Source organism: Stenotrophomonas sp. KH_029 (genome assembly GCF_057839765.1).
This window is the reverse complement of the sequence record NZ_CM174498.1, coordinates 3,910,136-3,931,785: the sequence shown is the minus strand read 5'-3', so window position 1 is coordinate 3,931,785 and position 21,650 is coordinate 3,910,136. Positions and strand designations below refer to the sequence as shown.

The following is a 21,650-nucleotide window of genomic DNA, read 5'->3' as shown; positions in this document are numbered from 1 at the left end:
GCGGTGACCGGGCAGACAGCCGCCGAGCTCATCATGGCGCGCGCCAACCCCGACGATTTGCATTTCGGGCTGCGCGCATGGAGCGGTGGGCGGGTCCGCAAACAGGACATCCAGATCGCCAAGAACTACCTGAGCAAAGACGAGATCGACACCCTCAACCGGTTGGTGGTGATCTTCCTTGAAACTGCGGAGCTGCGCACCAAGAGCCGTCAGGAGATTGCCATGCGCTTCTGGATAGAAAATGTGGGGCAGATCATCAGCTTCAACGGCTTCCCCTTGCTGTCCACTTCCGGCACCGTCAGCCACGCGCAGATGGAAACGGCGACCAACGCGCGCTATGCCGCGTTTGATGAGCAGCGTAAGCAACAGGGCGCGCGGGCCGCCGATGCCGCTGACGAGGCCGAGTTGGCCGCCATCGAAAACAAGATCAAACGACGTATGAAGCCATGACTGAGAACGACCAGAAACAACTTGGCAAGACCCTGTGGGCCATCGCCGATCAACTGCGCGGAAGCATGAATGCGGACGACTTCCGCGACTACATGCTGTCCTTCCTGTTCCTGCGCTACCTGTCGGATAATTACGAGGCGGCGGCCAAGAAGGAACTCGGTCCTGACTTTCCGAAGATCACCAAAGACGAGGCCATTACGCCGCTGCAGTTGTGGTACGAGGCGAACGAGAGCGATATCGTCGAATTTGAGCAGCAGATGCGCCGCAAGGTGCACTACGTCATCGAGCCGCAGTACCTGTGGGGCAACATCGTCCAGTTGGCAAAGGAGCAGAGTGATGAGCTGCTGAATACTCTGCAGAAGGGCTTCAAGTACATCGAAGAGGAGTCGTTTGAAAGCCAGTTCCAGGGCTTGTTCTCGGAAATCAACCTCGCCTCGGACAAGCTGGGCAGGAAGTACGCCGATCGCAACACCAAGCTATGCTCGGTGATCAGCGAGATCGCCCGCGGCATGTCGTTGTTCTCCACCGACATTGATACGCTGGGAGATGCTTACGAATACCTGATCGGCCAGTTCGCTGCCGGATCGGGCAAGAAGGCAGGCGAGTTCTATACGCCGCAGCAGATCTCCAACATCCTGTCCGCTATCGTCACCCTCGACAGTCAGGAGCCGAGCACTGGCCCGCGCGCCAAGTTGGATAGCGTGTTTGATTTCGCTTGCGGCTCCGGCTCGCTGCTGCTCAACATTCGCCATCGCATGAAAGGTGCCGGCGGCACCATTGGCAAGATCTACGGGCAGGAATACAACGTCACCACCTACAACCTTGCGCGCATGAACATGCTGCTGCACGGGGTAAAGGACACCGAGTTCGAGATCTATCACGGCGACACGCTCAAGAACGACTGGGATTGGCTGCGTGAAACTAACCCGGCGAAGAAGCCCAGGTTTGATGCGGTGGTTGCAAACCCCCCATTCAGCTATCGCTGGGAGCCGGGCGATGCGATGGCGCAGGACGCGCGCTTAAAGAATCACGGTGTGGCCCCCAAGAGTGCGGCTGATTTCGCCTTTTTGCTGCACGGCCTTCACTATTTGAAGGACGACGGCGTAATGGCGATCATCCTTCCGCACGGCGTGTTGTTCCGTGGCGGTAAGGAAGCAGACATCCGCCGCAAGCTGCTGGAGGATGGACACATCGATACGGTGATTGGACTCCCGGCCAACCTGTTCTATTCCACCGGTATTCCGGTATGCATTTTGGTGTTGAAGAAATGCAAGAAGCCGGATGACGTTCTGTTCATCAACGCTGGCGATCAGTTCGTCAAAGGCAAGCGCCAGAATCAACTGACCGACGAACACATCCAGCGGATCGTCGGTACGTACCAGAATCGGAACAATCAGGATCGCTATTCCCGACGTGTGTCGATGAAAGAGATTGCCGACAACGACTACAACCTCAATATTTCGCGTTACGTAAGCACCGCCGAGGCCGACAAGGAAATCGATCTCCAAGCCGTGCACGCTGATTTGAAGGCGATCGAGGCGAAGATCCAAGAGGCAAAGAAGCGCCACAACGCGTTCCTCGCCGAGTTGGGGCTGGAGCCGTTGCCGTGACCTTGGATCCTGAATAACGAAGCCTCGGTCGCAAGATGATGCCCCCCACGGCTGCTACACGGCTGGTGAAGTGTGCAACTGAGTGTGCATAAGTATCCATATTGCGGGTTCTCAGAAAAACTCTTTTGAAATCTATTGGATGGTAAAGACATGTTGTTGATGCTCGACAACTACGACAGCTTCACCTACAACCTCGTGCAGTACCTGCAGACGCTCGGTGCTGAGGTGAAGGTGGTGCGCAATGACGCCATGAGCGTCGATGAAATCGCCGCGCTGGCGCCCGAGCGCATCGTGATCTCGCCCGGCCCGTGCACGCCCAATGAAGCGGGCGTGTCGCTGGAGCTGATCGGCCGGCTCGGCCCGACCACGCCGATCCTGGGCGTGTGCCTGGGCCACCAGGGCATCGGCCAGGTCTACGGCGGCGATGTGATCCGCGCCGGCACGATCATGCACGGCAAGACCTCGGCGATCCGGCACGAGGGCAAGGGGGTGTTCGCCGGCCTGCCGGACCGCTACCAGGCCACCCGCTACCACTCGCTGGTGGTGGACAAGGCCACCTTGCCCGACTGCCTGGAAGTCACCGCGTGGACCGAGAACGACGATGGCACGGTCGAGGAAATCATGGGGTTGCGCCATCGCCAGTACCCGGTCGAAGGCGTGCAGTTCCATCCCGAGTCGATCCTCACCGAGCACGGCCACGCCCTGTTGAAGAACTTCCTGCTGCGCTGAGGCGCCGCACCCGTACCGCAAAGGAACCCCGCATGACCTTCTCCCCCCAGGAAGCCCTGCAGCGCACCATCGAGCACCGCGAAATCTTCTTCGATGAAATGGTCGACCTGATGCGCCAGGTGATGCGCGGCGAGGTATCGCCGGTGATGACCGCCGCGATCCTCACCGGCCTGCGGGTCAAGAAGGAAACCGTGGGCGAGATCGCCGGTGCGGCCACGGTGATGCGCGAGCTGGCGCTGGCGGTGCCGGTGGCGGACAAGACCCACCTGGTCGACATCGTCGGCACCGGCGGCGATGGCTCGCATACCTTCAACATCTCCACCTGCGCGATGTTCGTGGTGGCCGCCGCCGGGGCCAAGGTGGCCAAGCACGGCAACCGCAGCGTGTCGTCCAAGTCCGGCAGCGCCGATGCGGTCGAAGCGCTGGGCGCGGTGATCGACCTGCGCCCGGAACAGGTGGCGCGTGCGATCACCGAGACCGGGATCGGCTTCATGTACGCGCCGATGCACCACCCGGCGATGAAGGTGGTGGCCCCGGTGCGCCGCGAAATGGGCGTGCGCACCATCTTCAACATCCTCGGCCCGCTGACCAATCCGGTCGGCGCCACCAATGTGCTGATGGGCGTCTTCCATCCGGACCTGGTCGGCATCCAGGCGCGCGTGCTGCGCGAGCTGGGCGCGCAGCGCGCACTGGTGGTATGGGGCCGCGACAACATGGACGAGATCTCGCTCGGCGCCGGCACCCTGGTCGGTGAACTGCGCGACGGCAAGGTGCGCGAATACGAGATCCACCCGGAGGATTTCGGCATCGCGATGTCGGCCAGCCGCAACCTGAAGGTGGACAACCCCGAACAATCCATCGCCATGCTGCGCGCGGTATTGGACAACCAGCCCGGCCCGGCGCTGGATATCGTGGCGCTCAATGCCGGTGCGGCGCTGTACGTGGCCGGCGTGGCCGACAGCATCGCCGACGGCCTGGCCCGTGCCCGCGCGGCGATCGCCGACGGCAGCGCGAAGTCGCGGCTGGCCCAGTACGTGGCGGCCACCCAGCGCATCCGTGATTGAGTGCGCAATTCGCGCCGTACCCCGGTCTGGCCGATAATGGCCGGCCTGAAGGACCCGAACGATATGAGCGACATCCTCGATACCATCCTGGCCCGCAAGGCCGAAGAAGTCGCCCAGCGCCGTGCCCAGGTGCCGCTGGAGGCGCTGATCGCGCGTGTCGGGCAGGCTCCGCCGGTGCGAGGCTTCGCCGAGGCGCTGCGCGCCTCGGTCGCGGCCGGCAACCCGGCGGTGATCGCCGAGGTCAAGAAGGCCAGTCCGTCCAAGGGCGTGATCCGTGCCGATTTCCATCCGGCCGATATCGCCGTCAGCTACGAATTCGGCGGCGCCAGCTGCCTGTCGGTGCTGACCGACGTGGATTTCTTCCAGGGCAGCGATGCCTACCTGCAGCAGGCGCGCGAGGCCTGCACGCTGCCGGTGCTACGCAAGGACTTCGTGATCGACGCCTACCAGGTGTACGAGGCGCGCGTGCTCGGCGCCGACTGCATCCTGCTGATCGTGGCGGCACTGGACGACCGCCAGCTGGCCGAGCTGTCCGACCTGGCCATGCAGCTGGGCATGGACGTGCTGGTGGAAGTGCATGACATCGACGAGCTGGAACGCGCCATCCAGGTGCCGGTACCGCTGATCGGCATCAACAACCGCAACCTGCGTACCTTCGAGGTCTCGCTGCAGACCACCCTGGAGATGCGCAATGCGGTGCCGCGCGACCGCCTGCTGGTCACCGAAAGCGGCATCCTCGGCGCCGACGACGTCAGCCTGATGCGCAGCGCCGGCGTGCATGCGTTCCTGGTCGGCGAGGCGTTCATGCGCGTGGAAGAGCCCGGCGAGGGCCTGCGTCAGCTATTCTTCAGCGCATGACTGCGATCTACCCGACGCCGCGCGAGGACGCCCCGCTGGTGGTCTTCGATTTCGATCACACCCTGTACGACGGTGACTCGGGCAGCCACCTGTTCGCCTGGCTGATCCGGCGCAATCCGCTGCGGCTGCTGGCCGCACTGCTGGCCACCCCATTGCTGGGCCCGTTGGTGGCGCTGCTGCCCACCCGCCGCCGCGGCATTTCCGGCTATGTGTGGATCGCCACGTTCGGCCTGCACCGCGCGCGCGACTTCAACAAGGTCATCGACCGCTACGTGCTCACCCACGAGGCCGACATCCGCCGCCGGCTGCTGCCGGTGGCCCTGGAGGTGTTCGCCGCGCACCGCCAGGCCGGCGACCGGGTGGTGGTGGCCACCGGCGCCCCACCGGAGCTGGCCCGGGCCATCCTCACCTTCGTCGCCCACCAGGGCGTGCCGGTGATCGGCACCGAGGTCGGTCCGTGCCTGGGCGCGGTGATCGCCACCCGCCACTGCCACAACGAAGAAAAGATGCGGATGCTGCGCGAGCGCGGCTATGCCGGGATCGCCATCGCCTATTCGGACAGCAGCGCCGACCTGCCGCTGTTGCTGGCTGCCAAGGCGCCGGTAGTGGTCAACCCCAAGGCATCGCGGGTGGCCTACTTCCGCCAGGTGCTGCCACCGGGCACGCCAGTGCTCAACTGGGGCTGCGTGGACCGCGCCGGCGACCCGGTCTGAGCAGGCAGGAACCGGACGATTCCGGGTGCGGCGGCCGATCCGGCTGTCGCATCAGGCCTGCACCGCGCGCCATTGCAGTACCGCCTGGCCGATCTGGAACAGGCTGATGGCCAGCACCAGCACGCCCACCCCCACCAGCACCCAGCGTTCCTTGACCCGCTTGACCAGCAGGGCGGCCACCGGGGCGGCCATCATCCCGCCGATCAGCAGGCCGGCGACGATGTTCAGGTACTGCAGGCCCATGCTGAGCAGGAAGGTGATCGATACCGCCAGGGTGACCACGAACTCGGCCGCATTGACCGTGCCGATCGTGGTCCGGGCCTGGCCGCCACGGGCGAGCAGGGTGGAGGTGGCTACCGGGCCCCAGCCGCCACCGCCGCTGGCGTCCAGCAGGCCGGCCACGAAGCCCAGCACGCCCACCCGCCGCACTTCCTGGGCCGGCACCAGCCGCCCGGCCGCGCGCAGCAGGATGAACACCGCCAGCACCAGCAGATAGCAGTAGATGAACGGACGGATCAGTTCGCCGGGCAGCTGGGTCAGCACATAGGCACCGAGCACCCCGCCGGCCGCGCCGGGCAGGGCCAGGCGCAGGAACAGCCTGCGGTCGACATTGCCGGCCACCAGGTGCGAGACGCCCGAGGCGCCGGTGGTGAAGACCTCGGCGGTGTGGATGCTGGCGCTGACCGCCGCCGGCGGCAGGCCCATGCTCAGCAGCACCGACGAGGACACCAGCCCGAAGGCCATGCCCAGCGCGCCATCCACCAGCTGCGCGCCCAGGCCGATCAGGATGAACCAATAGAATTCGCTGCTCAGTTCCATGCCAACAGCCTAGCGGCTACGGGTGAAGAGCGGGGGAAGCGCAAGGTAGTGCCGGCCGCTGGCCGGCAACCCCCAGTGGCACCGGGGCGGAAAGGCGTGATCGCCGGCCGCGCAGTGCCGTCGGGCAAGCGGCGGCGCCAGTGCATCTGCCTGGAGGCATGGCCCCCTTGGCAAAGGGGGGCGCGCCGACGGCGCGGGGATCGGAGGTGGTGCGCCGGGGCCCGGCATTTGCTACGCAAATGCGGGGGATACGTGAATACGTATCAACGCGTGCCGTACAGCACCACGGTCTTGCCGCGGGCATGCAGCAACCCGTCGGTCTGCAGCTTCTTGAGCACGCGGCCGGCCATTTCACGCGAGCAGCCGACCAGCCGGGCCAGTTCCTGGCGCGACACGCGCAACTGGGTGCCCTGCGGGTGGGTCATCGCCTCCGGCTCGCGCGACAGGTCGTGCAGGGTGCGTACGATGCGGTCGGTGACGTCCAGGAAGGCCAGGCGGCTGGCTTTCCTGCTGGTGTCGAGCAGGCGCTTGGACAACTGCTGGCCGATCGAATACAGCAGCCGCGGGGCATCGGCCGACAGCGGGCCCAGGAACAACTGGTGCAGCCGCTCGTAGCTGATCTCGGCCAGCTCGCACGGGGTGCGGGTGCGCAGGATCACCTCACGGCGGTCGGACTCCACGAACAGGCCCATCTCGCCGACGAACTCACCTGAACCGAAGTAGCCGAGGACCAGCTCACGATCGTCCTCTTCCTCAGCAATTATAGAGACCGAGCCGCTGATCACGTAGTAAAGGGTGCCAGCCGGGTCTCCCGGGCGGAACACGTCCGTACGGGCGGGATAGCGGCGACGGTGGCTGTGGGCCAGGAAGCGGTCGATGGTTGCTATATCCAGGGCCAATGGACTTGTGGCAAGGCGCACAGTTGACACGATTGAGGCGCTCCCTTTGCTCATGAACAATTCACGGCTATGTCCCGGGAGCTTAACGATCGGAATTGTTAAGGGCAAACAGAGCACAGCTATTGCTTTCAATGCAAGTTTCGCCCCCGATCACTTTGCCCCATAATTGCGTCTTTCCCACCACACACAGGATCGACCGCCGTGGTCAAGCCGTTGCCTCGCCTGAGGCTGCAGGGTTTCAACAACCTCACCAAGGCGCTGAGCTTCAACATCTATGACGTCTGTTACGCCCGCACCGAAGAGGAGCGCCAGCGTTACATCGAATATATTGATGAAGAGTACAACGCCGATAGGCTGACTCAGATCCTGACCGACGTCGCCGAGATCATCGGCGCCAACATCCTGAACGTGGCCCGCCAGGACTACGACCCCCAGGGTGCCTCGGTGACGATCCTGATCTCCGAAGAGCCGGTGATCGACAAGAAGCAGGCCGGCAAGGAGCTGATCTCCGATGCCGTGGTGGCGCACATGGACAAGAGCCACATCACCGTCCATACGTACCCGGAAACCCATCCGCAGGAAGGCATCGCCACGTTCCGCGCGGACATCGATGTGGCTACCTGTGGGGTGATTTCGCCGCTGAAGGCCCTGAACTACCTGATCGAGAGTCTGGAATCGGACATCGTGATCATGGACTACCGCGTGCGTGGCTTCACCCGCGACGTGAAGGGCAAGAAGCACTACATCGATCACAAGATCCACTCGATCCAGAACTTCCTGGCCAAGAACATCAAGTCGCGCTACGAGATGTTCGACGTCAACGTCTACCAGGAAAACATCTTCCACACGAAGATGCACCTGAAGGACTTCGACCTGGACCAGTACCTGTTCGAAGAGAAGGCCAAGAACCTGTCGTTCAAGGAACGCATGAAGATCGAGGCGCTGCTGCGCCGGGAGATCGAAGAGCTGTTCCACGGGCGCAACCTGGCCGAATAACGCGACAACGCACCCCCGTCCGGGCAACCGGGGCGGGGCTGCACAGGCGGGACGGCCCGCCCTGTGGAACCTTGGTTTTGCGCAAAAGCAGGTTCCACGGAAGCCAACCGACGACGGTCCGGTGTGAAGACACCGGGCCGTTCTGTTTTTCCGGTCCCCGTGGCCGGCCGGGTGGCCGTCACGGCCGACACCCCAGGTTCCCGGCAGCGTTCCCCCACACCCCCATTAGGAGTCTCCCTCATGCCCTGGATCTATCTGCTGCTGGCCGGCCTGTTCGAAATCGGTTTTGCGATCGGAATGAAGTATTCAGACGGCTTCAGCAAGCCCTTGCCCACCCTGGCCACGGTCGCGGCGGCGCTGGTCAGTCTGTACCTGATGAGCCAGGCAATGAAGTCGATCCCGGTCGGCACCGCCTACGCGATCTGGACCGGCATCGGCGCGCTGGGCGTGGCCGTGCTGGGCATCGCCCTGTTCGGCGACAGCGCTTCGCCGGCGCGGCTGGCCTGCGTGGGCCTGATCGTGGCCGGTGTGATCGGCCTCAAGCTCGTGTCGGGGTGAGCGCCGCCCGGCCAACGGTAGGGCGCTACCAGTGGGTCCCGCGCCCCGGGCGGTAGGTATCGACCGTTGGTCGATACGGCTCGCCCGGTAGGTACCCACCGTTGGTGGGTGCGGCATTCAAATCCGGTACGCAATCGTCTTCATGGCCTTGGACGCCAGCGCCATCACCGCCGGGATCGGGAACGGCAGCTTGCGTGCGCCGGCATGTTCGGCGTGGTCGGCATGGCGGGCCTCGTCGACCTTCATCACGGCCAGGATCTCGCGGCTGCGCAGGTCGGCCGCGGGCAGGGTGAGCAGGTGTTCCTCCAGGTGCGCCTCGACCTGGCGCTCGGTTTCCACCACAAAGCCCAGGTTCCAGCCGTCGCCACGCAGGCCGGCCAGGGTGCCGATGGTGTAGCTGCCGGCGTACCAGATCGGGTTGAACAGGCTGGGCCGGCTGTCCAGCTCGCGCAGGCGCCGGGCGCACCAGGCCAGGTGGTCGGTCTCTTCCTGGGCCGCCTCCAGCAGGTGGGCCCGGGTCCGGGCTTCACGGGCCACCGCGGCTTGGCCGAAATACAGGCCCTGCGCGCAGACCTCGCCGACATGGTTGATCCGCATCAGCCCGGCGGCATGGCGGCGCTGCCCCGCATCCAGGACGACCTCGGCGGCCTGCGCCGGGTAGGGGCGGCTGGCCGGCGGGTTGCCGAACACCGTGTCCAGTGCGCGCTGGGCTTGGGTCAGCAGGTGATCGAGCGGGGTGATCTGGCGGGCAGCGGTCATGGGTGGGGTGCGGCGGGGCAGGGGACCGTCGATTCTCGCCCCCGCAGGGCCGTCGTGCCAAGCCGGCCAGGGGGTAGCTTGCATGTGGCCGGGCGGGCCGGTACAATCCCGCCTCTTCACAACGCGTGGCAGAGTTCCGGCCGTACAGCGCCGTAATGAGCCCGACCTACTTGAGTTCTTTCATGAGCACTTTCACTGCAAAGTCCGAGACCGTCCAGCGCGACTGGTATCTCGTCGACGCTTCCGGCAAGACGCTGGGCCGTCTGTCCACCGAGCTGGCCCGCCGTCTGCGCGGCAAGCACAAGCCGGTCTACACCCCCCACGTTGATACCGGTGATTACCTGGTTGTCATCAATGCAGAAAAGATTGTCGTCACCGGCAACAAGCTGCAGGACAAGCTGTACCACCGCTTCACCGGCTACATCGGCAACCTGAAGACCGAAACTCTGGCCCAGGCGCTTGAGCGCCACCCGGAGCGTGTCATCGAGACCGCCGTCAAGGGCATGCTGCCGAAGGGCCCGCTGGGCCGCGCCATGTACCGCAAGCTCAAGGTGTACTCGGGTTCCGAGCACCCGCACGCCGCTCAGCAGCCTCAGGTTCTGGATATCTAATCATGGCTATCACGCAAAACTACGGCACCGGCCGCCGCAAGTCCTCCACCGCCCGCGTGTTCCTGCGCAAGGGTGCCGGCAACATCACCGTCAACGGCCGTCCGCTGGACGAGTTCTTTGGCCGTGAGACTGCACGCATGATCGTGCGTCAGCCGCTGGAACTGACCAAGAACACCGAAAGCTTCGACATCATGGTCACCGCCGCTGGCGGTGGTACCACCGGTCAGGCCGGTGCGATCCGTCTGGGCATCGCCCGTGCGCTGGTCGAGTACGACGAAACCCTGAAGTCCGAGCTGCGCAAGGCTGGCTTCATGACCCGTGACGCCCGTGAAGTCGAGCGTAAGAAGGTCGGCCTGCACAAGGCACGTCGCGCCACCCAGTTCTCCAAGCGCTGATCCATCGCGCCTGGCGTGGGATCCTTCGGGATCCCGCTGGGAGGTACGCAAAAGCCCGGCTTCGGCCGGGCTTTTGTCGTTTGTGGGGTGTGTAATGCACCCGTCGCATTCAATGGGCCGGACGGGGTACCGACCAACGGTCGGTGCCTACCGAATGCGTTCCATTGTCATGCCGCCATCGCACGTGGCCAGCCTGCGTGCAGTCGATCGGAATGCGACCCTGCCAACGCGGGCGTTCCGCGCATTCCAACGGCGCGCAGCGCCCCGTGCGGCATCAGCCGAGGCAGCCCCCTTGGAGTACAAGGGGGCGCGCCGCCAGGCGCGGGGATGTGGAGGCAAACAAGGCTGACCCCAACCTTGCTGCGCAAGGTTGGGGGGCTGGGCGCCATGCGCCCAGCCAGCCGCCCAAATAAACAGAAAAGGCCGATCTTTCGATCGGCCTTTTCTGTTTATTTGGCTGCCCCGGATGGATTCGAACCACCGAATGCCTGAGTCAGAGTCAGGTGCCTTACCGCTTGGCGACGGGGCAATATGTGCGTGCAAGTATTGCACTTTTTCCCTGCAAAACCAAGCATAACTTGGTGGCTATGGGTGGACTCGAACCACCGACCCCAGCATTATGAGTGCTGTGCTCTAACCGGCTGAGCTACATAGCCTAGGGAGCCGGTAATTCTGGCGATGCCGAGCGTATCTGTCAATACCTTTTCACCGCGCTTGTGAGTGGGCAGCCGGCGTGGCACAGTCCCGACCAGTAGATTTTCTAGGAGTCCGCATCGTGATCGATCCGGACGGCTACCGACCGAACGTCGGTATTGTGCTGATGCGGCAGGATGGGCAGGTTTTCTGGGCACGACGTGTGCGCCGGGATGGCTGGCAGTTCCCGCAGGGCGGCATGAATACCGATGAGACCCCGGTTGAAGCCATGTATCGCGAGTTGCACGAAGAAACCGGGCTGCTGCCCGAGCACGTTGAAGTGCTCGGCGCCACGCCGGGGTGGCTTCGCTATCGGTTGCCGGCACGGGCCATCCGCCGCAATGAAAAACAGGTCTGCATCGGCCAGAAGCAGGTCTGGTTCCTGCTGCGCCTGTCCGGCGATGAGTCCCATGTCACCCTGGACCACACCGACAGCCCCGAGTTCGACCAGTGGCGCTGGGTCGATTTCTGGTACCCGGTCGAACATGTGGTGATGTTCAAGCGTGGCGTGTATGCGCGTGCGCTGCGCCACCTGGCGCCGTTGGCGCGGGGGGTGGCCGGGACCGGGGTGGAATCGATGCCCAAGTCCGCGCAGGAGGCCTGGATGCCCGGCAACACCGCCGGCCACGACCGGCCGCGCAAGCGCCCGGCCAACCGGGGCTACTGGCCCAGGAAGGCCAAGGCCGAGCCGGGAACCCCCTGAGCAGGCGCCACGGCCCGGGCGGGCGCTGAACCGTATCGAGAATGATTCAGCTTCGAAATTGACAACCATTCTCGTTTCGATTGGAATAGCGGCAGGCCGTTCCTGGCCTGCCAGCCGAGTCCGCACGTGTACGTCTGCATCTGCAATGGGGTGACCGACCACCAGATCCGCGAAGCCGCGCACAGCGGTGTCGTGAGCGTGTCCGAGCTGACCATGCGCACCGGTTGCGGCGCCACCTGCGGTTCCTGCCTGGACATGGCCGCCGACCTGCTGGCCAAGGCCCGCGCCACCCACGACCTGCCGCTGCCGATTCTCGGTCTGGCCCAGGTCGCCTGAAGGCTCCCTGGCGTCTGCCGGGCTCGACGTTTTCTCCTGCTCCTGAACGTGACCGCCCTACGGGCGGCGCCGCGCATTGTCCCTTCAGCCCTCCGCTTCTGTCGGGTGAGGAGCCCCCTTGGAGTTCAAGGGGGCGCGCCGCCAGGCGCGGGGTTGTGGAAGCATCACCAAGCTCATTTGCGCGGTACGCGCAACTGAGCACGATTCGCGTTCCTTCATGGATCTGTGCAACGCGCTACAGTGCGCGCGATTCCACGCAGCAGGAGCAAGCTCATGAAGGGCGACGCCAAGGTCATCGAATTTCTCAACAAGGTCCTCTACAACCAGCTGACCGCGATCAACCAGTACTTCCTGCACGCCAAGATGCTGAAGAACTGGGGCCTGAAGGAACTGGCCGAGCACGCGTACAAGGAATCGATCCGCGAAATGAAGCAGGCCGATGCACTGGCCGACCGCATCCTGTTCCTGGAAGGCCTGCCCAATTTCCAGGCGCTGGGCAAGCTGCGCATCGGCGAGAACCCGCCGGAAATCCTGCAGTGCGATCTGAGCCTGGCCAATGACGGCGCGGTGGTCCTGCGCGATGCGGTGGCCCATGCCGATGCGATTGCCGACTACGTCAGCCGCCAGCTGTTCGTGGCCTTCCTCGAAGCCGAGGAAGAGCATATCGACTGGCTGGAAACCCAGCTCGACCTGATCGAACGCATCGGCGAACCGAACTACCTGCTGACCAAGCTGGAAGACTGATTCAGCCCTGCAGCGGTGCGTGCAGGCCGGCCTGGTAGCCGGCCAGCGCAATCCGCGCACGCGCGAACTCGGCGATCAGCAGCGCCACCGCCACGGCGGGGCGCTCCAGCGTGCCGGCGCGGGCATCGTGCTCGATCCGGCGCGCGGCCACCGACAATGCGGTGGCCCCGACATTGGCACTGGCCGACTTCAGGCTGTGCGCGAGCGCGCGCAGCTGGTCCAGGTCGGCGGCGATCGAGGCGTCCTGCAGCTGCCGGATCAACGGCGGGGTGTCGTCCAGGAACACGCCGATGATCTGCGCGGTCTCGGTGCCGATCACCTCGAACAATTCATCCAGCACGCTGGCGTCCAGCACCGGCAACGGGTTGTCCGGGCTGCCATCGTCGCCGGCCAGCCCCGCTACCAACTCCGGTGCCGGCGGCGGGCCGTCAACGGCCAGCGCGGCCGCGCCCTGCCAGCGTTGCAGGCAGGCCAGCAGCGAGCTGCGATTGACCGGCTTGGACAGGTAATCGTCCATGCCCGCCTGCAGGCAGCGTTCGCGGTCGCCGGCCATCGCATTGGCGGTCATCGCCACGATCGGCAGGCGCCGCGCGCCCACGGCGGCCTCGTGCGCACGCCACTGGCCGGTGGCCTGGTAGCCATCCAGCACCGGCATCTGGCAATCCATCAGCACCAGGTCGAAGCGTTGCGCGCGCAGGCGCTGCAGGGCCTGTTCGCCATCGGTAGCGGTGACCACCTCGCAGCCCAGTACCTGCAGCAGGCGCTGGGCGACCAGCAGGTTGACGCTGTTGTCCTCGACCAGCAGCAGGCGCAGGCCCAGCGGGGCGGCCTCTTCGCTGTCGACGGCCACGTCGAGCTCGGCCAGCAGCGGCGCCGGCCGCGCACTGGCCACGGCCGGCCGCAGCAGGGTGTGCAGTTCGCTGTCGGCGGCATCGCGTGGCAGCTGCCGGGCCGCGTCCAGCAGCAGCGGCGGCAGCGCCTCGCGGCCCTGCAGCCACAGCAACTGCGGCGCCGGCTGGCGGCCATCGTGCAGCACGGCGCGGTGCAGCGCGGTGGCGCCATGGCGCACGGCGTCGGTATCGGCGATCACCCAGGCCAGCTCCGGCTCGATGCCGGGGCGCTGCGGCGCGCGCAGGATGTCCAGCGCCGCCGATGCGGTGTCGACGGTGTGCAGGCGGATATCGTGGTGCTGCAGCACCCGCTCCAGGCGCTGTACCAGCAGGAGGTCCTCGCTGACCAGCAGGGCGCGGGTGGTGCTGGCCATGGCCGGCAGGTCGCCGATCACCTTCAGCAGCGGAATCTCGAACCAGAACGTGGCGCCGCGGCCGAGCGTGGAACGGACCCCGATACGGCCATGCATCAGGTCGATGATGCGCTTGCAGATCGCCAGCCCCAGCCCGGTGCCGCCGTACAGGCGCGTGGTCGAGGCATCGGCCTGGCTGAAGGACTGGAACAGCCGCGACTGCAGCGCATCGTCGATGCCGATGCCGCTGTCGATCACCTCGAAGCGCAACTGGTGCTGGGCGCTGGTTTCGCCCTGGCGCAGCACGCGCACGCGGATCTGGCCGCGTTCGGTGAACTTGATCGCGTTGACCAGCAGGTTGCCCAGCACCTGGCGCAGCCGCACCGGATCGCCGCGCACCGACAACCGCACCGCCGGGTCCAGTTCCAGCGACAGCTTCAGGCCTTTGGGCTCGGCGCTGCGCTGCATCAGCTGCACCAGCCCCTCAAGCAGTTCGCGCAGGTTGAACGTGGTGATTTCCAGGTCCAGGCCCTTGGCCTCCAGCCGCGAGTAGTCGAGGATGTCATCGACGATGCGCAGCAGCTGCTGGGAACTGACCGTGGCGGTCTGCAGCATCTGCCGCTGGTCGTTGCCGAGCTGGCCGCGCGCGATCAGGTCCAGCATCGGCAGAATGCCGTTGAGGGGCGTGCGGATCTCGTGGCTCATCGTGGCCAGGAACTCGCCCTTGGCCAGCGCGGCCGCTTCGGCGGCCTGCTTGGCGCGCAGCAGCTCCTGTTCCAGCACGCCCTGCTGTTGTACCGCGCGCTGCAACTGGTCGCGCTCGCCGGCCAGCGCCTCGCCGCGCCGTTGCAGCAGCTGCAGGCGCTGCTGGGCATCGCGCCAGTGGCGTACACAGGCCAGCGCGCCGACGATCGCCAGTGCACCCGCCGCGGCAGCGATCAGCGGCCACGGGCCGCGGACGCCGGCGGCGGCCATCGCCCCGCCGGTAGCGGCCACGGCGGCGGCCATCGCCGCCAGCCAGAGCGCCGCAGGAACCCGTCCCTGGGCCGCCATGGTCACAGCACCGCGTTGTGGAAGTCGAAGTTCAGTTCACTGCCGGCCGACTGCACCATGTTGCCCTGGATGAAGTCGACCCCGCCCATCCACATCGCCGCGGCAGCCTGCGGGTCTTCGATCTGCTGGCCGATGATCTGCAGCCCGGCGCGGTGCGCCAGTTCGATCGCACCGCGCAGTTCGTCGCGGGTGGCCTGGTTGGCGTGGCTGCTGGAGAAGCGCGCGGCCATGCGCACGAAACTCAGTGGCAGCTGGGTCAGCAAGGCATCGGCTTCGCTGCCCGGTTCGAACTGGCTCAGGCAGAAGCGCACCCCGGCCGCGCTCAGGCGGTTGCAGAACTGCTGCAGGGTGACGGTGTGGATCAGGGCATCGGGCAGGCGCACATCGATGATCAACGCGCTGCCGTCTATCTGGCGGCGTTCCAGCGATTCCAGCAGCCAGTCGGCAAAGGCATCGCGGGCCAGCGTGCGCAGCGACTGCGATACGAACAGGCTCAGCGGCTGGGCGGCATGGCGGTACAGGTCGAGCAGGCCCAGTGAGTGGTCGAGCACCTGCTGGTCCAGGTCGGCGATGCGCCCGGCCGCTTCGGCGGCCGGAATCACCTGGCCGGCGGCCAGCACGCTGCCATCGGCCTGGCGCAGCCGCAGCAATACCTGGTACTGCGCGGTGTTGCCGCCGGCCACCGCGACGATCGGCTGGTAGGCCAGTTCCAGCTGGCCTTCCAGCAGGGCCAGGTGTTCCTGCGCGGCCACGTCCTCGCGGCGCACGTGCGCGGCCACGCCGGCACTGAGCAGGCGTGCCTGCAGGGTGGTGCGCTCGACCGCTTCCAGTGCCGCGCCGGCATCGCTGAAGCCCAGCGACAGCTGCGCATGGCCGACCACCCCGCGCAGGTGCACCGATTCGTCGTCGCGGATCACGAAGGCGCGCGCGGACAGCTGTTCGCGCAGGTTCCGGGCCACCGCGTCCAGGCCTTCCTCGTCGATGCCGCGGGCCAGCACCAGGAAGCTGTTGTCGTTCAAACGCGCCAGTAGATGCGGGTGCGCGGTGTCGGCCAGGCGCTGCGCGGCCTGGATCATCAACCGTTCGAAGGCGGCATAGCCGTAGCGCTCGCGCAGGCCCAGCGCGCTGGCCACCTCGATGAAGAACAGGCCGCCGTGGTCGCGGTGGGCCAGGCACGCGCCCAACTGCTGCATCACATGGTGGCGGGTGGGCAGGCCGGTCTCGGGGTTGTTCATCGCCGGGGCGCCGTGCGCGCCGGGCTGGGTGGCCGCCTGCGCGCGCGCGCGGCGGATCCGGTTGGAGACCGCCGCGATCAGGTGGCGCGGGCGGATCGGCTTGCTGAGGAAATCGTCGGCGCCGCTGTCGAGCACTTCGAACTGGCGCTCCGGGTCCGGGTCGCCGCTGAGGAACACGATCGGCAGCAGCTGCTGGCCCGGTTGCTGGCGGATCAGCGCGGTCAACCGCATGCCGTCCAGGCCGGGCAGGTGCAGGTCCATCAGGATCAGGTCGGGGCGGTTCTCGGCGATTGCCTGCTGAACGCCTTCGGCATCGCTGTGCACGGTGGCCTGCATGCCGGCGCCATGCAGCACGCTCTGCGCGAACAGCGCCTGCGAACGGTCATCCTCGACGATCAGCACCCGGTACGGCGCATCCAGGCCCAGCGGCGGCAGCGGGGCCTCGTCCACGGCCACCGGGGCGGCCGGAAGCGGCGGCGGCGGGGTGGCGCTGATCGGCGTGCCCGCGGTCAGCGGCACCACATTGCTGGGCGCCGGCTCGGGCGCGGCTGCACCGGCCCAGCGTTGCCAGTGGTCGGCGGGCGGGGTTTCAGCGCGTACGGCGCGGGTGGATGCAACAGCGTTGTCGTGGACGGCCATCAGTACTCCCAGTCTGCGGCGCAATTATGCCGTGCATGAACCAATTTACGGTGGCGGGGCATCACGGTCGGCCAGCACGCCGGGGCTGGGCAGCGGGTTTTCGCCCGCCTGCCGCAGCAGCCAGCGCATGCCCTTCCACAGCGTGCGCCAGACCAGCCAGACCACCAGCGCCCCGGCCAGGCTGCAGCCCACCACCACGATCAGCGCCAGCCAGGGGTGCGCCAGCGCCAGGGCCAGGCCACCGATCACCACGGTGTCCTCGGCGGCCGAGGCGATCCAGTTGCTGGCCGGTTCCGGCGAGGTATTGAGCAGGGCGCGGGTGCCGGCCTTGAGCCCGTGGCTGGCCAGCGCCACCCCCGCGCCAGCGACCAGTGCGGTACCGCCGAGTTCGCCATTGGGCGACAGCGTGGCCGCGGCCAGGAATGCGCCGGCCGGGACCCGGGCCAGGGTCTGGACCAGGTCCCAGACCGAATCCACCCCGGGAATCTTGTCGGCGACGAATTCGGCGATGGCCAGTGCCGCCGAGGTGCCCAGCACCCACCACGACTCGGTGGCCTGCAGTGCCGGTGGCAGCTCGACCCAGCCGAGCAGGCCGGCAAGGCCGACCCCGAATACGGTCAGGTACACGCGGATGCCGGCCAGCCAGGCCAGCAGGATGCCGACAACGAACAAGTGGGCTTCGGTCATGGCACGCGCTCCGGCCGTCAAAAGTGTGCACAGGCCCACACTATCGGGGATGACGTCGATGAACGCCACCGCCGCAGGCCCGGCCGAACACGGAAAACGGGCCGGCCCTGACTTACACTAGCCAGTCGCTCGTTCCAACAGGGGCCGTGGCGGTATCGCCGCAGTGGCGGTGCCGCGGAAATCTGCCATGAACCATCCGACGCCTTCCCGTATCCAGATCCGCCGGCCCGGCACGCCGCCCGTGCAGGACCGCCGACGCCTGGCCATTCTGGCCGGGATATGGCTGTTCAGCCTGGTGCTGGCGGTGTTGCTGGGGCGCTGGACGGCCAGCCCCGGCGGCGATGTCGGCGCCCAGCTGAGCGCCGCCGAACGCCGCGCCGACGCCCTGAACAAGCAAGTGGTCGAGCTGCAGCAGCGCCAGGCCACCCTGCAGGCGTCGGACCGCATCAGCCGCGCCGCCAACAACGAGGTGCAGGCCTCGCTGGGCGAGCGCGACGAGGAAATCGCCGGCCTGCGTGCCGATGTGGCCTTCTACGAGCGGCTGGTCGGGGCGACCAGTCAGCGCAAGGGCCTGAATACCCATTCGGTGGAATTCAGCCCGGAAACCGGCGGCACCTGGCAGTACGCGGTGGTGCTGACCCAGAACCTGAACCGTGGTGCGATCAGCCAGGGGCAGATGCGCTTCACGGTGGAAGGCGTCAAAGGTGGCAAGTTGACCTCGGTCAGCTGGGATGAGCTGCACCAGCGCACCAAGGTGCCGGGCCAGGAGTATTCCTTCCGGTACTTCCAGCAGCTCACCGGCAGCATCATCCTGCCGAAAGACTTCACCCCGCAACGTGTGCGGGTCACGCTGGGATCCGGTGCAGGGGGCGCCACCCAGGTTTTTGATTGGAAGCAGGCCGGAGCACCGGCTGCACCATCGGCGAAAGAAGGGGAGTAAGCCCATGTTTGGCAGCAACAAGTCCAACCGCGACGGACATCTGGTCGTGGACGCGCTGATCGGTGCGCAGGTGGTGATCCGCGGCGACGTGGAATTCAGTGGTGGCCTGTACGTGGAAGGCACCATCCTGGGCAAGGTGATTGCCGCCGACGGCGCGGCCAACGCCACGCTGACCCTGGCCGAGCAGGGCAACATCGAGGGCGAGATCCGCGCCCAGGTGGTGGTGATCAGCGGCCGGCTGGACGGGGATGTCCATGCCAGCGAGCGGGTCGAACTGACTCCCACCGCACGGGTCAGCGGCAACATCCACTACCAGGTGGTGGAAATGAACGCCGGCGCCCAGCTGACCGGTCGCCTGATCCACGGTACCGGCCAGATGGCGGCCCTGCCGCCGCCGGCCGAGGACGCCGCGGACAAGGGCAAGGAAGGCGCGGCCCGCAAGAAGCTCGCCGAGGCCATGGCCTGAACGCGTGAGTGCTTGAAAGCGTGCCCATGCACCCCCATGCTGGGGACATGAGCACGCTTGTTTCCCTGCCCGGCGCACCTGCGCCCGCGCCGAACTACCAGTCGCTGGACCGTCCGCTGAACTTTACCGAGGCCGCTGCGGCCAAAGTGAAGGAACTGATCCAGGACGAGGCCAGCACCTCGCTCGCCCTGCGCGTCTATATCCAGGGCGGCGGCTGTTCGGGATTCCAGTACGGCTTCGAGTTCGACGAGAACCGCGCCGACGACGACCTGGCCGTGGACACCAACGGGGTCACCCTGCTGGTCGACCCGCTGAGCCTGCAGTACCTGATGGGCGCCGAGGTGGATTACACCGAGAGCCTGACCGGTGCGCAGTTCGTGATCCGCAATCCGAACGCCAAGACCACCTGCGGCTGCGGCTCCAGTTTCAGCATGTAAGCAGCGTAGGCATCGGTCCGCACGGATCGATGCCGCTTGCCACTGTCGTCGAACTTGGGCAGGCTTTGCCGATGTCCAGATTTTCTTCGCAGCTTTCCGGTTTCGCCTTCACCACCGACCCGCTGGAACGCGCCGACAGCCTGCGCGATGACGCCGATGCGTTGTCGCGGCTGTGGCCGCAGGCGCAGGTGCTCGTCCTTGAACCCGATGGCCGCGCCCTGGCCGACGCCGACGGCCAACCACTGGCGCTGACCGGCGCGCAGCTCGGCGGTGGCCCGGGCACCGCGATCTTCCTCGGGCTGCGTGGCCAGCAGGCCTGGTTCTCGCTGGAAGCGGCCGCGGTGGATGTCACCGCCCCGCAGCGGGTGGACCTGCGCGAGTCGGCCACCACCTGGTCGGCGGCCGATGCCAGCGCGTTCTGCTATGCGCGCGGGATGTCGTACTGGCAGTCGCGCACCCGCTTCTGCGGGGTCTGCGGCGGCGCCATCACCTTCAGTCGCGGTGGCTTTGTCGGCCGCTGCGGGCAATGCGGCATCGAGCACTACCCGCGGGTCGACCCGGCGGTGATCGTGGCGGTGGAAAACAATGGCCGCCTGCTGCTCGGCCGCCAGGCCAACTGGGCGCCGCGCCGTTATTCGGTGCTGGCCGGTTTCGTCGAACCGGGCGAATCGCTGGAACAGACCGTGGTGCGCGAGGTGTTCGAGGAGAGCAAGGTGCGCGTGCGCCACTGCCACTACCTGGGCACCCAGCCGTGGCCGTTCCCCGGTGCGCTGATGCTGGGCTTTGCCGCCACCGCCGAGGATGATGTGCCGACCGTGGACGGCGAGCTGGAGGACGCGCGCTGGTTCACCGCCGAGGAAGTCGGCGCGGCGCTGGCCCGGGATGTCGAAGACGACGGCCAGGGCATCCGCCTGTCGCCGCCGATTTCGATTTCGCGCAGCCTGATCGAGCACTGGTACCGGCAACAGGTCGGCTGATACCGGCCCGGCGTTGCCACTGGCTGAACACGCGGCAGCGTACATTACCAACGGCCCGGGGAATTGCCGGGCCGCAAGGCATAGTAGCGGGCAGAAACCGAGCCGGAGGCTTACATGTTCACCACCCTGGTCGCCGTGCTGGTCGCCTTGGCCCTGGGCCATGTGGCGCCTGCCGTGGCGGTGGCGTTGCGCCGGTTCGCGCTGTACCGGCGCTGGCTGCAATGGCTGGGCGCGCACGCGGCCGAGGCCGGCTTCTGGCGGAGTGGCCAGGGCTGGCTGCTGGCGGTGCTGCCGTTGGTTGTCGTGCTGGGACTGGTGCAATGGGCGCTGGACGGCCATCTGTTCGGCCTGCCGTTGCTGCTGCTGGGCATCGCCACGCTGGCGATGTGCTGGGGCCCGCGCGACCTGGACCGCGACGTGGAGGCGGTGATCGATGCCGATGACGCACCGGCCCGGCATGTGGCGATCGCCCAGTTGCAGTCGGCCGGCGGCAGCATGCACCAGGACGTGCCGTCGCTGGTCGAGGCCACGGTACTCAACGCGCTGCGGCGCTGGTTCGCGGTGTTGTTCTGGTTCCTGCTGCTGGGCCCGGTGGGCGCGCTGGCGTACCGCCTGCTGGCGCTGTTGGCCGAGGGCCCGATGCGTGCGCTGGCGGCAGTGGACACCGTGGCCGGGGCGCGGGTGGCGTTGTCCTGGGTGGAGTGGCCGGTGGCGCAGCTGATGTCGTTGTCGATGGCGCTGGTCGGCAATTTCGATACGGCCTACAAGGCCTGGCGCCAGGCCCATGGCCATCAGTGGGCGGCATCGACGGTCTTCCTGGGGGCAGTGGCGCGGGCCAGCGTGAGCGCCGAGCTGCGCGAGGAGGCGCACGATTACAGCGATGCCGGGATGGTGCCGGTATGGCGCCGGCTGCCCGAGCTGCGCGATGCGATGAGCCTGGTATGGCGGATGCTGTTGCTGTGGATGGCGGCGCTGGCGTTGCTGGTGATCGCCGGTTGGGTGACCTGACCGGGAACGGCGCTGTGGCGCCGATTGT

The 21,650-nt window shown here is 66.6% G+C and carries 24 protein-coding genes and 2 tRNA genes; 18 read left to right on the top strand and 8 right to left on the bottom strand.

Going from position 1 to position 21,650, the window contains the following annotated elements; all coding sequences use genetic code 11:
* Positions 1-33 precede the first annotated feature (33 nt).
* The 6 genes from rhuM (at position 34) to AC3ITM_RS17645 (ending at position 5,424) form a co-directional block, all read left to right on the top strand.
* Positions 34-450, top strand: a complete 417-nt coding sequence (gene rhuM / locus AC3ITM_RS17670) for a RhuM family protein (RefSeq protein ID WP_489266891.1) — start codon at positions 34-36, stop codon at positions 448-450.
* Positions 447-2,060, top strand: coding sequence for a type I restriction-modification system subunit M (locus tag AC3ITM_RS17665; RefSeq protein ID WP_489266889.1), 1,614 nt, complete (start codon positions 447-449; stop codon positions 2,058-2,060). Before rhuM ends, AC3ITM_RS17665 begins: the two co-directional genes overlap by 4 nt.
* A gap of 150 nt (positions 2,061-2,210) precedes the next feature.
* Positions 2,211-2,789 (top strand): anthranilate synthase component II, encoded by a 579-nt coding sequence (locus tag AC3ITM_RS17660; RefSeq protein ID WP_489266887.1) that lies wholly within the window; start codon positions 2,211-2,213, stop codon positions 2,787-2,789.
* A 32-nt stretch (positions 2,790-2,821) separates the two neighbouring features.
* Positions 2,822-3,853, top strand: coding sequence for an anthranilate phosphoribosyltransferase (gene trpD, locus AC3ITM_RS17655; protein ID WP_489266885.1), 1,032 nt, complete (start codon positions 2,822-2,824; stop codon positions 3,851-3,853).
* Positions 3,854-3,916: 63 nt separating this feature from the next.
* Complete coding sequence (gene trpC / locus AC3ITM_RS17650) at positions 3,917-4,711, top strand: indole-3-glycerol phosphate synthase TrpC (RefSeq protein WP_489266883.1); 795 nt, start codon at positions 3,917-3,919, stop codon at positions 4,709-4,711.
* Positions 4,708-5,424: a haloacid dehalogenase-like hydrolase gene (locus AC3ITM_RS17645; RefSeq protein ID WP_489266881.1), complete on the top strand. Its 717-nt coding sequence runs from the start codon at positions 4,708-4,710 to the stop codon at positions 5,422-5,424. Before trpC ends, AC3ITM_RS17645 begins: the two co-directional genes overlap by 4 nt.
* A gap of 51 nt (positions 5,425-5,475) precedes the next feature.
* Here AC3ITM_RS17645 and AC3ITM_RS17640 read toward each other — a convergent pair whose 3' ends face one another.
* Complete coding sequence (locus AC3ITM_RS17640) at positions 5,476-6,243, bottom strand: sulfite exporter TauE/SafE family protein (RefSeq protein WP_489266879.1); 768 nt, start codon at positions 6,241-6,243, stop codon at positions 5,476-5,478.
* Positions 6,244-6,506: 263 nt separating this feature from the next.
* Positions 6,507-7,196, bottom strand: coding sequence for a cAMP-activated global transcriptional regulator CRP (crp, locus tag AC3ITM_RS17635; RefSeq protein WP_228885888.1), 690 nt, complete (start codon positions 7,194-7,196; stop codon positions 6,507-6,509).
* A 147-nt stretch (positions 7,197-7,343) separates the two neighbouring features.
* On the opposite strand from crp, the gene speD reads away from it, so the two are divergent.
* Entirely contained in the window at positions 7,344-8,138 is a 795-nt protein-coding gene (gene speD, locus AC3ITM_RS17630; protein ID WP_228885889.1) for an adenosylmethionine decarboxylase, read from the top strand.
* A 240-nt stretch (positions 8,139-8,378) separates the two neighbouring features.
* Entirely contained in the window at positions 8,379-8,696 is a 318-nt protein-coding gene (gene sugE, locus AC3ITM_RS17625) for a quaternary ammonium compound efflux SMR transporter SugE (RefSeq protein ID WP_228885890.1), read from the top strand.
* A gap of 117 nt (positions 8,697-8,813) precedes the next feature.
* Here the strand turns inward: sugE and coq7 are convergent, their stop codons facing one another.
* Entirely contained in the window at positions 8,814-9,455 is a 642-nt protein-coding gene (gene coq7 / locus AC3ITM_RS17620; RefSeq protein WP_489266876.1) for a 2-polyprenyl-3-methyl-6-methoxy-1,4-benzoquinone monooxygenase, read from the bottom strand.
* Between the two features lie 182 nt (positions 9,456-9,637).
* Here coq7 and rplM point away from each other — a divergent pair, with 182 nt between their 5' ends.
* Positions 9,638-10,066, top strand: coding sequence for a 50S ribosomal protein L13 (gene rplM / locus AC3ITM_RS17615; RefSeq protein WP_038685795.1), 429 nt, complete (start codon positions 9,638-9,640; stop codon positions 10,064-10,066).
* Positions 10,067-10,068: 2 nt separating this feature from the next.
* Entirely contained in the window at positions 10,069-10,461 is a 393-nt protein-coding gene (rpsI, locus tag AC3ITM_RS17610) for a 30S ribosomal protein S9 (protein ID WP_017354549.1), read from the top strand.
* A gap of 454 nt (positions 10,462-10,915) precedes the next feature.
* Here the strand turns inward: rpsI and AC3ITM_RS17605 are convergent.
* Both AC3ITM_RS17605 and AC3ITM_RS17600 read right to left on the bottom strand, forming a co-directional pair.
* Positions 10,916-10,990 (bottom strand) — tRNA-Gln (locus AC3ITM_RS17605).
* Positions 10,991-11,040: 50 nt separating this feature from the next.
* Positions 11,041-11,117, bottom strand: a tRNA-Met gene (locus AC3ITM_RS17600).
* 119 nt (positions 11,118-11,236) lie between these two features.
* Between AC3ITM_RS17600 and AC3ITM_RS17595 the strand changes: the two genes are divergently transcribed.
* From AC3ITM_RS17595 to bfr, 3 genes are all read left to right on the top strand, one after another.
* Positions 11,237-11,857, top strand: coding sequence for an RNA pyrophosphohydrolase (locus tag AC3ITM_RS17595; protein WP_489266873.1), 621 nt, complete (start codon positions 11,237-11,239; stop codon positions 11,855-11,857).
* A 126-nt stretch (positions 11,858-11,983) separates the two neighbouring features.
* Entirely contained in the window at positions 11,984-12,193 is a 210-nt protein-coding gene (locus AC3ITM_RS17590; protein ID WP_489266871.1) for a (2Fe-2S)-binding protein, read from the top strand.
* 273 nt (positions 12,194-12,466) lie between these two features.
* Positions 12,467-12,937, top strand: coding sequence for a bacterioferritin (bfr, locus tag AC3ITM_RS17585; RefSeq protein WP_489266869.1), 471 nt, complete (start codon positions 12,467-12,469; stop codon positions 12,935-12,937).
* Position 12,938: 1 nt separating this feature from the next.
* Here the strand turns inward: bfr and AC3ITM_RS17580 are convergent, their stop codons facing one another.
* The 3 genes from AC3ITM_RS17580 to AC3ITM_RS17570 are packed head-to-tail and all read right to left on the bottom strand — an operon-like array spanning position 12,939 to position 17,794.
* Positions 12,939-15,233, bottom strand: a complete 2,295-nt coding sequence (locus AC3ITM_RS17580) for an ATP-binding protein (RefSeq protein WP_489266867.1) — start codon at positions 15,231-15,233, stop codon at positions 12,939-12,941.
* A 2-nt stretch (positions 15,234-15,235) separates the two neighbouring features.
* Complete coding sequence (locus tag AC3ITM_RS17575) at positions 15,236-17,107, bottom strand: EAL domain-containing protein (protein ID WP_489266865.1); 1,872 nt, start codon at positions 17,105-17,107, stop codon at positions 15,236-15,238.
* A gap of 45 nt (positions 17,108-17,152) precedes the next feature.
* Complete coding sequence (locus AC3ITM_RS17570; RefSeq protein WP_489266863.1) at positions 17,153-17,794, bottom strand: DUF4126 domain-containing protein; 642 nt, start codon at positions 17,792-17,794, stop codon at positions 17,153-17,155.
* 187 nt (positions 17,795-17,981) lie between these two features.
* On the opposite strand from AC3ITM_RS17570, the gene AC3ITM_RS17565 reads away from it, so the two are divergent.
* From AC3ITM_RS17565 to ampE, 5 genes are all read left to right on the top strand, one after another.
* A complete protein-coding gene (locus AC3ITM_RS17565; RefSeq protein ID WP_489266861.1) occupies positions 17,982-18,734 on the top strand; it encodes a DUF6776 family protein in 753 nt (250 codons plus the stop codon).
* 4 nt (positions 18,735-18,738) lie between these two features.
* Positions 18,739-19,200 (top strand): bactofilin family protein, encoded by a 462-nt coding sequence (locus AC3ITM_RS17560; protein WP_228885898.1) that lies wholly within the window; start codon positions 18,739-18,741, stop codon positions 19,198-19,200.
* Between the two features lie 47 nt (positions 19,201-19,247).
* The gene (erpA, locus tag AC3ITM_RS17555) at positions 19,248-19,637 is read left to right on the top strand and encodes an iron-sulfur cluster insertion protein ErpA (protein ID WP_489266859.1); all 390 of its coding nucleotides are present in this window, start codon (positions 19,248-19,250) and stop codon (positions 19,635-19,637) included.
* Between the two features lie 71 nt (positions 19,638-19,708).
* The gene (gene nudC / locus AC3ITM_RS17550; protein ID WP_489266857.1) at positions 19,709-20,614 is read left to right on the top strand and encodes an NAD(+) diphosphatase; all 906 of its coding nucleotides are present in this window, start codon (positions 19,709-19,711) and stop codon (positions 20,612-20,614) included.
* Between the two features lie 114 nt (positions 20,615-20,728).
* Positions 20,729-21,622 carry a regulatory signaling modulator protein AmpE gene (ampE, locus tag AC3ITM_RS17545; RefSeq protein WP_489266855.1) on the top strand — a complete coding sequence of 298 codons (894 nt, stop codon included), beginning with the start codon at positions 20,729-20,731 and terminating at the stop codon, positions 21,620-21,622.
* The last annotated feature ends 28 nt before the right edge of the window (positions 21,623-21,650 follow it).

Excerpts from the sequence above, each read along its gene's own strand:
- rhuM (WP_489266891.1), top strand. The coding sequence starts at position 34 with ATGGCGCGCGCCAACCCCGACGATTTGCATTTCGGGCTGCGCGCATGG.
- AC3ITM_RS17665 (WP_489266889.1), top strand. The coding sequence starts at position 447 with ATGACTGAGAACGACCAGAAACAACTTGGCAAGACCCTGTGGGCCATC.
- AC3ITM_RS17660 (WP_489266887.1), top strand. The coding sequence starts at position 2,211 with ATGTTGTTGATGCTCGACAACTACGACAGCTTCACCTACAACCTCGTG.
- trpD (WP_489266885.1), top strand. The coding sequence starts at position 2,822 with ATGACCTTCTCCCCCCAGGAAGCCCTGCAGCGCACCATCGAGCACCGC.
- trpC (WP_489266883.1), top strand. The coding sequence starts at position 3,917 with ATGAGCGACATCCTCGATACCATCCTGGCCCGCAAGGCCGAAGAAGTC.
- AC3ITM_RS17645 (WP_489266881.1), top strand. The coding sequence starts at position 4,708 with ATGACTGCGATCTACCCGACGCCGCGCGAGGACGCCCCGCTGGTGGTC.
- AC3ITM_RS17640 (WP_489266879.1), bottom strand. The coding sequence starts at position 6,243 with ATGGAACTGAGCAGCGAATTCTATTGGTTCATCCTGATCGGCCTGGGC.
- crp (WP_228885888.1), bottom strand. The coding sequence starts at position 7,196 with ATGAGCAAAGGGAGCGCCTCAATCGTGTCAACTGTGCGCCTTGCCACA.
- sugE (WP_228885890.1), top strand. The coding sequence starts at position 8,379 with ATGCCCTGGATCTATCTGCTGCTGGCCGGCCTGTTCGAAATCGGTTTT.
- coq7 (WP_489266876.1), bottom strand. The coding sequence starts at position 9,455 with ATGACCGCTGCCCGCCAGATCACCCCGCTCGATCACCTGCTGACCCAA.
- rplM (WP_038685795.1), top strand. The coding sequence starts at position 9,638 with ATGAGCACTTTCACTGCAAAGTCCGAGACCGTCCAGCGCGACTGGTAT.
- rpsI (WP_017354549.1), top strand. The coding sequence starts at position 10,069 with ATGGCTATCACGCAAAACTACGGCACCGGCCGCCGCAAGTCCTCCACC.
- bfr (WP_489266869.1), top strand. The coding sequence starts at position 12,467 with ATGAAGGGCGACGCCAAGGTCATCGAATTTCTCAACAAGGTCCTCTAC.
- AC3ITM_RS17580 (WP_489266867.1), bottom strand. The coding sequence starts at position 15,233 with ATGGCGGCCCAGGGACGGGTTCCTGCGGCGCTCTGGCTGGCGGCGATG.
- AC3ITM_RS17575 (WP_489266865.1), bottom strand. The coding sequence starts at position 17,107 with ATGGCCGTCCACGACAACGCTGTTGCATCCACCCGCGCCGTACGCGCT.
- AC3ITM_RS17570 (WP_489266863.1), bottom strand. The coding sequence starts at position 17,794 with ATGACCGAAGCCCACTTGTTCGTTGTCGGCATCCTGCTGGCCTGGCTG.
- AC3ITM_RS17565 (WP_489266861.1), top strand. The coding sequence starts at position 17,982 with ATGAACCATCCGACGCCTTCCCGTATCCAGATCCGCCGGCCCGGCACG.
- AC3ITM_RS17560 (WP_228885898.1), top strand. The coding sequence starts at position 18,739 with ATGTTTGGCAGCAACAAGTCCAACCGCGACGGACATCTGGTCGTGGAC.
- erpA (WP_489266859.1), top strand. The coding sequence starts at position 19,248 with ATGAGCACGCTTGTTTCCCTGCCCGGCGCACCTGCGCCCGCGCCGAAC.
- nudC (WP_489266857.1), top strand. The coding sequence starts at position 19,709 with ATGTCCAGATTTTCTTCGCAGCTTTCCGGTTTCGCCTTCACCACCGAC.
- ampE (WP_489266855.1), top strand. The coding sequence starts at position 20,729 with ATGTTCACCACCCTGGTCGCCGTGCTGGTCGCCTTGGCCCTGGGCCAT.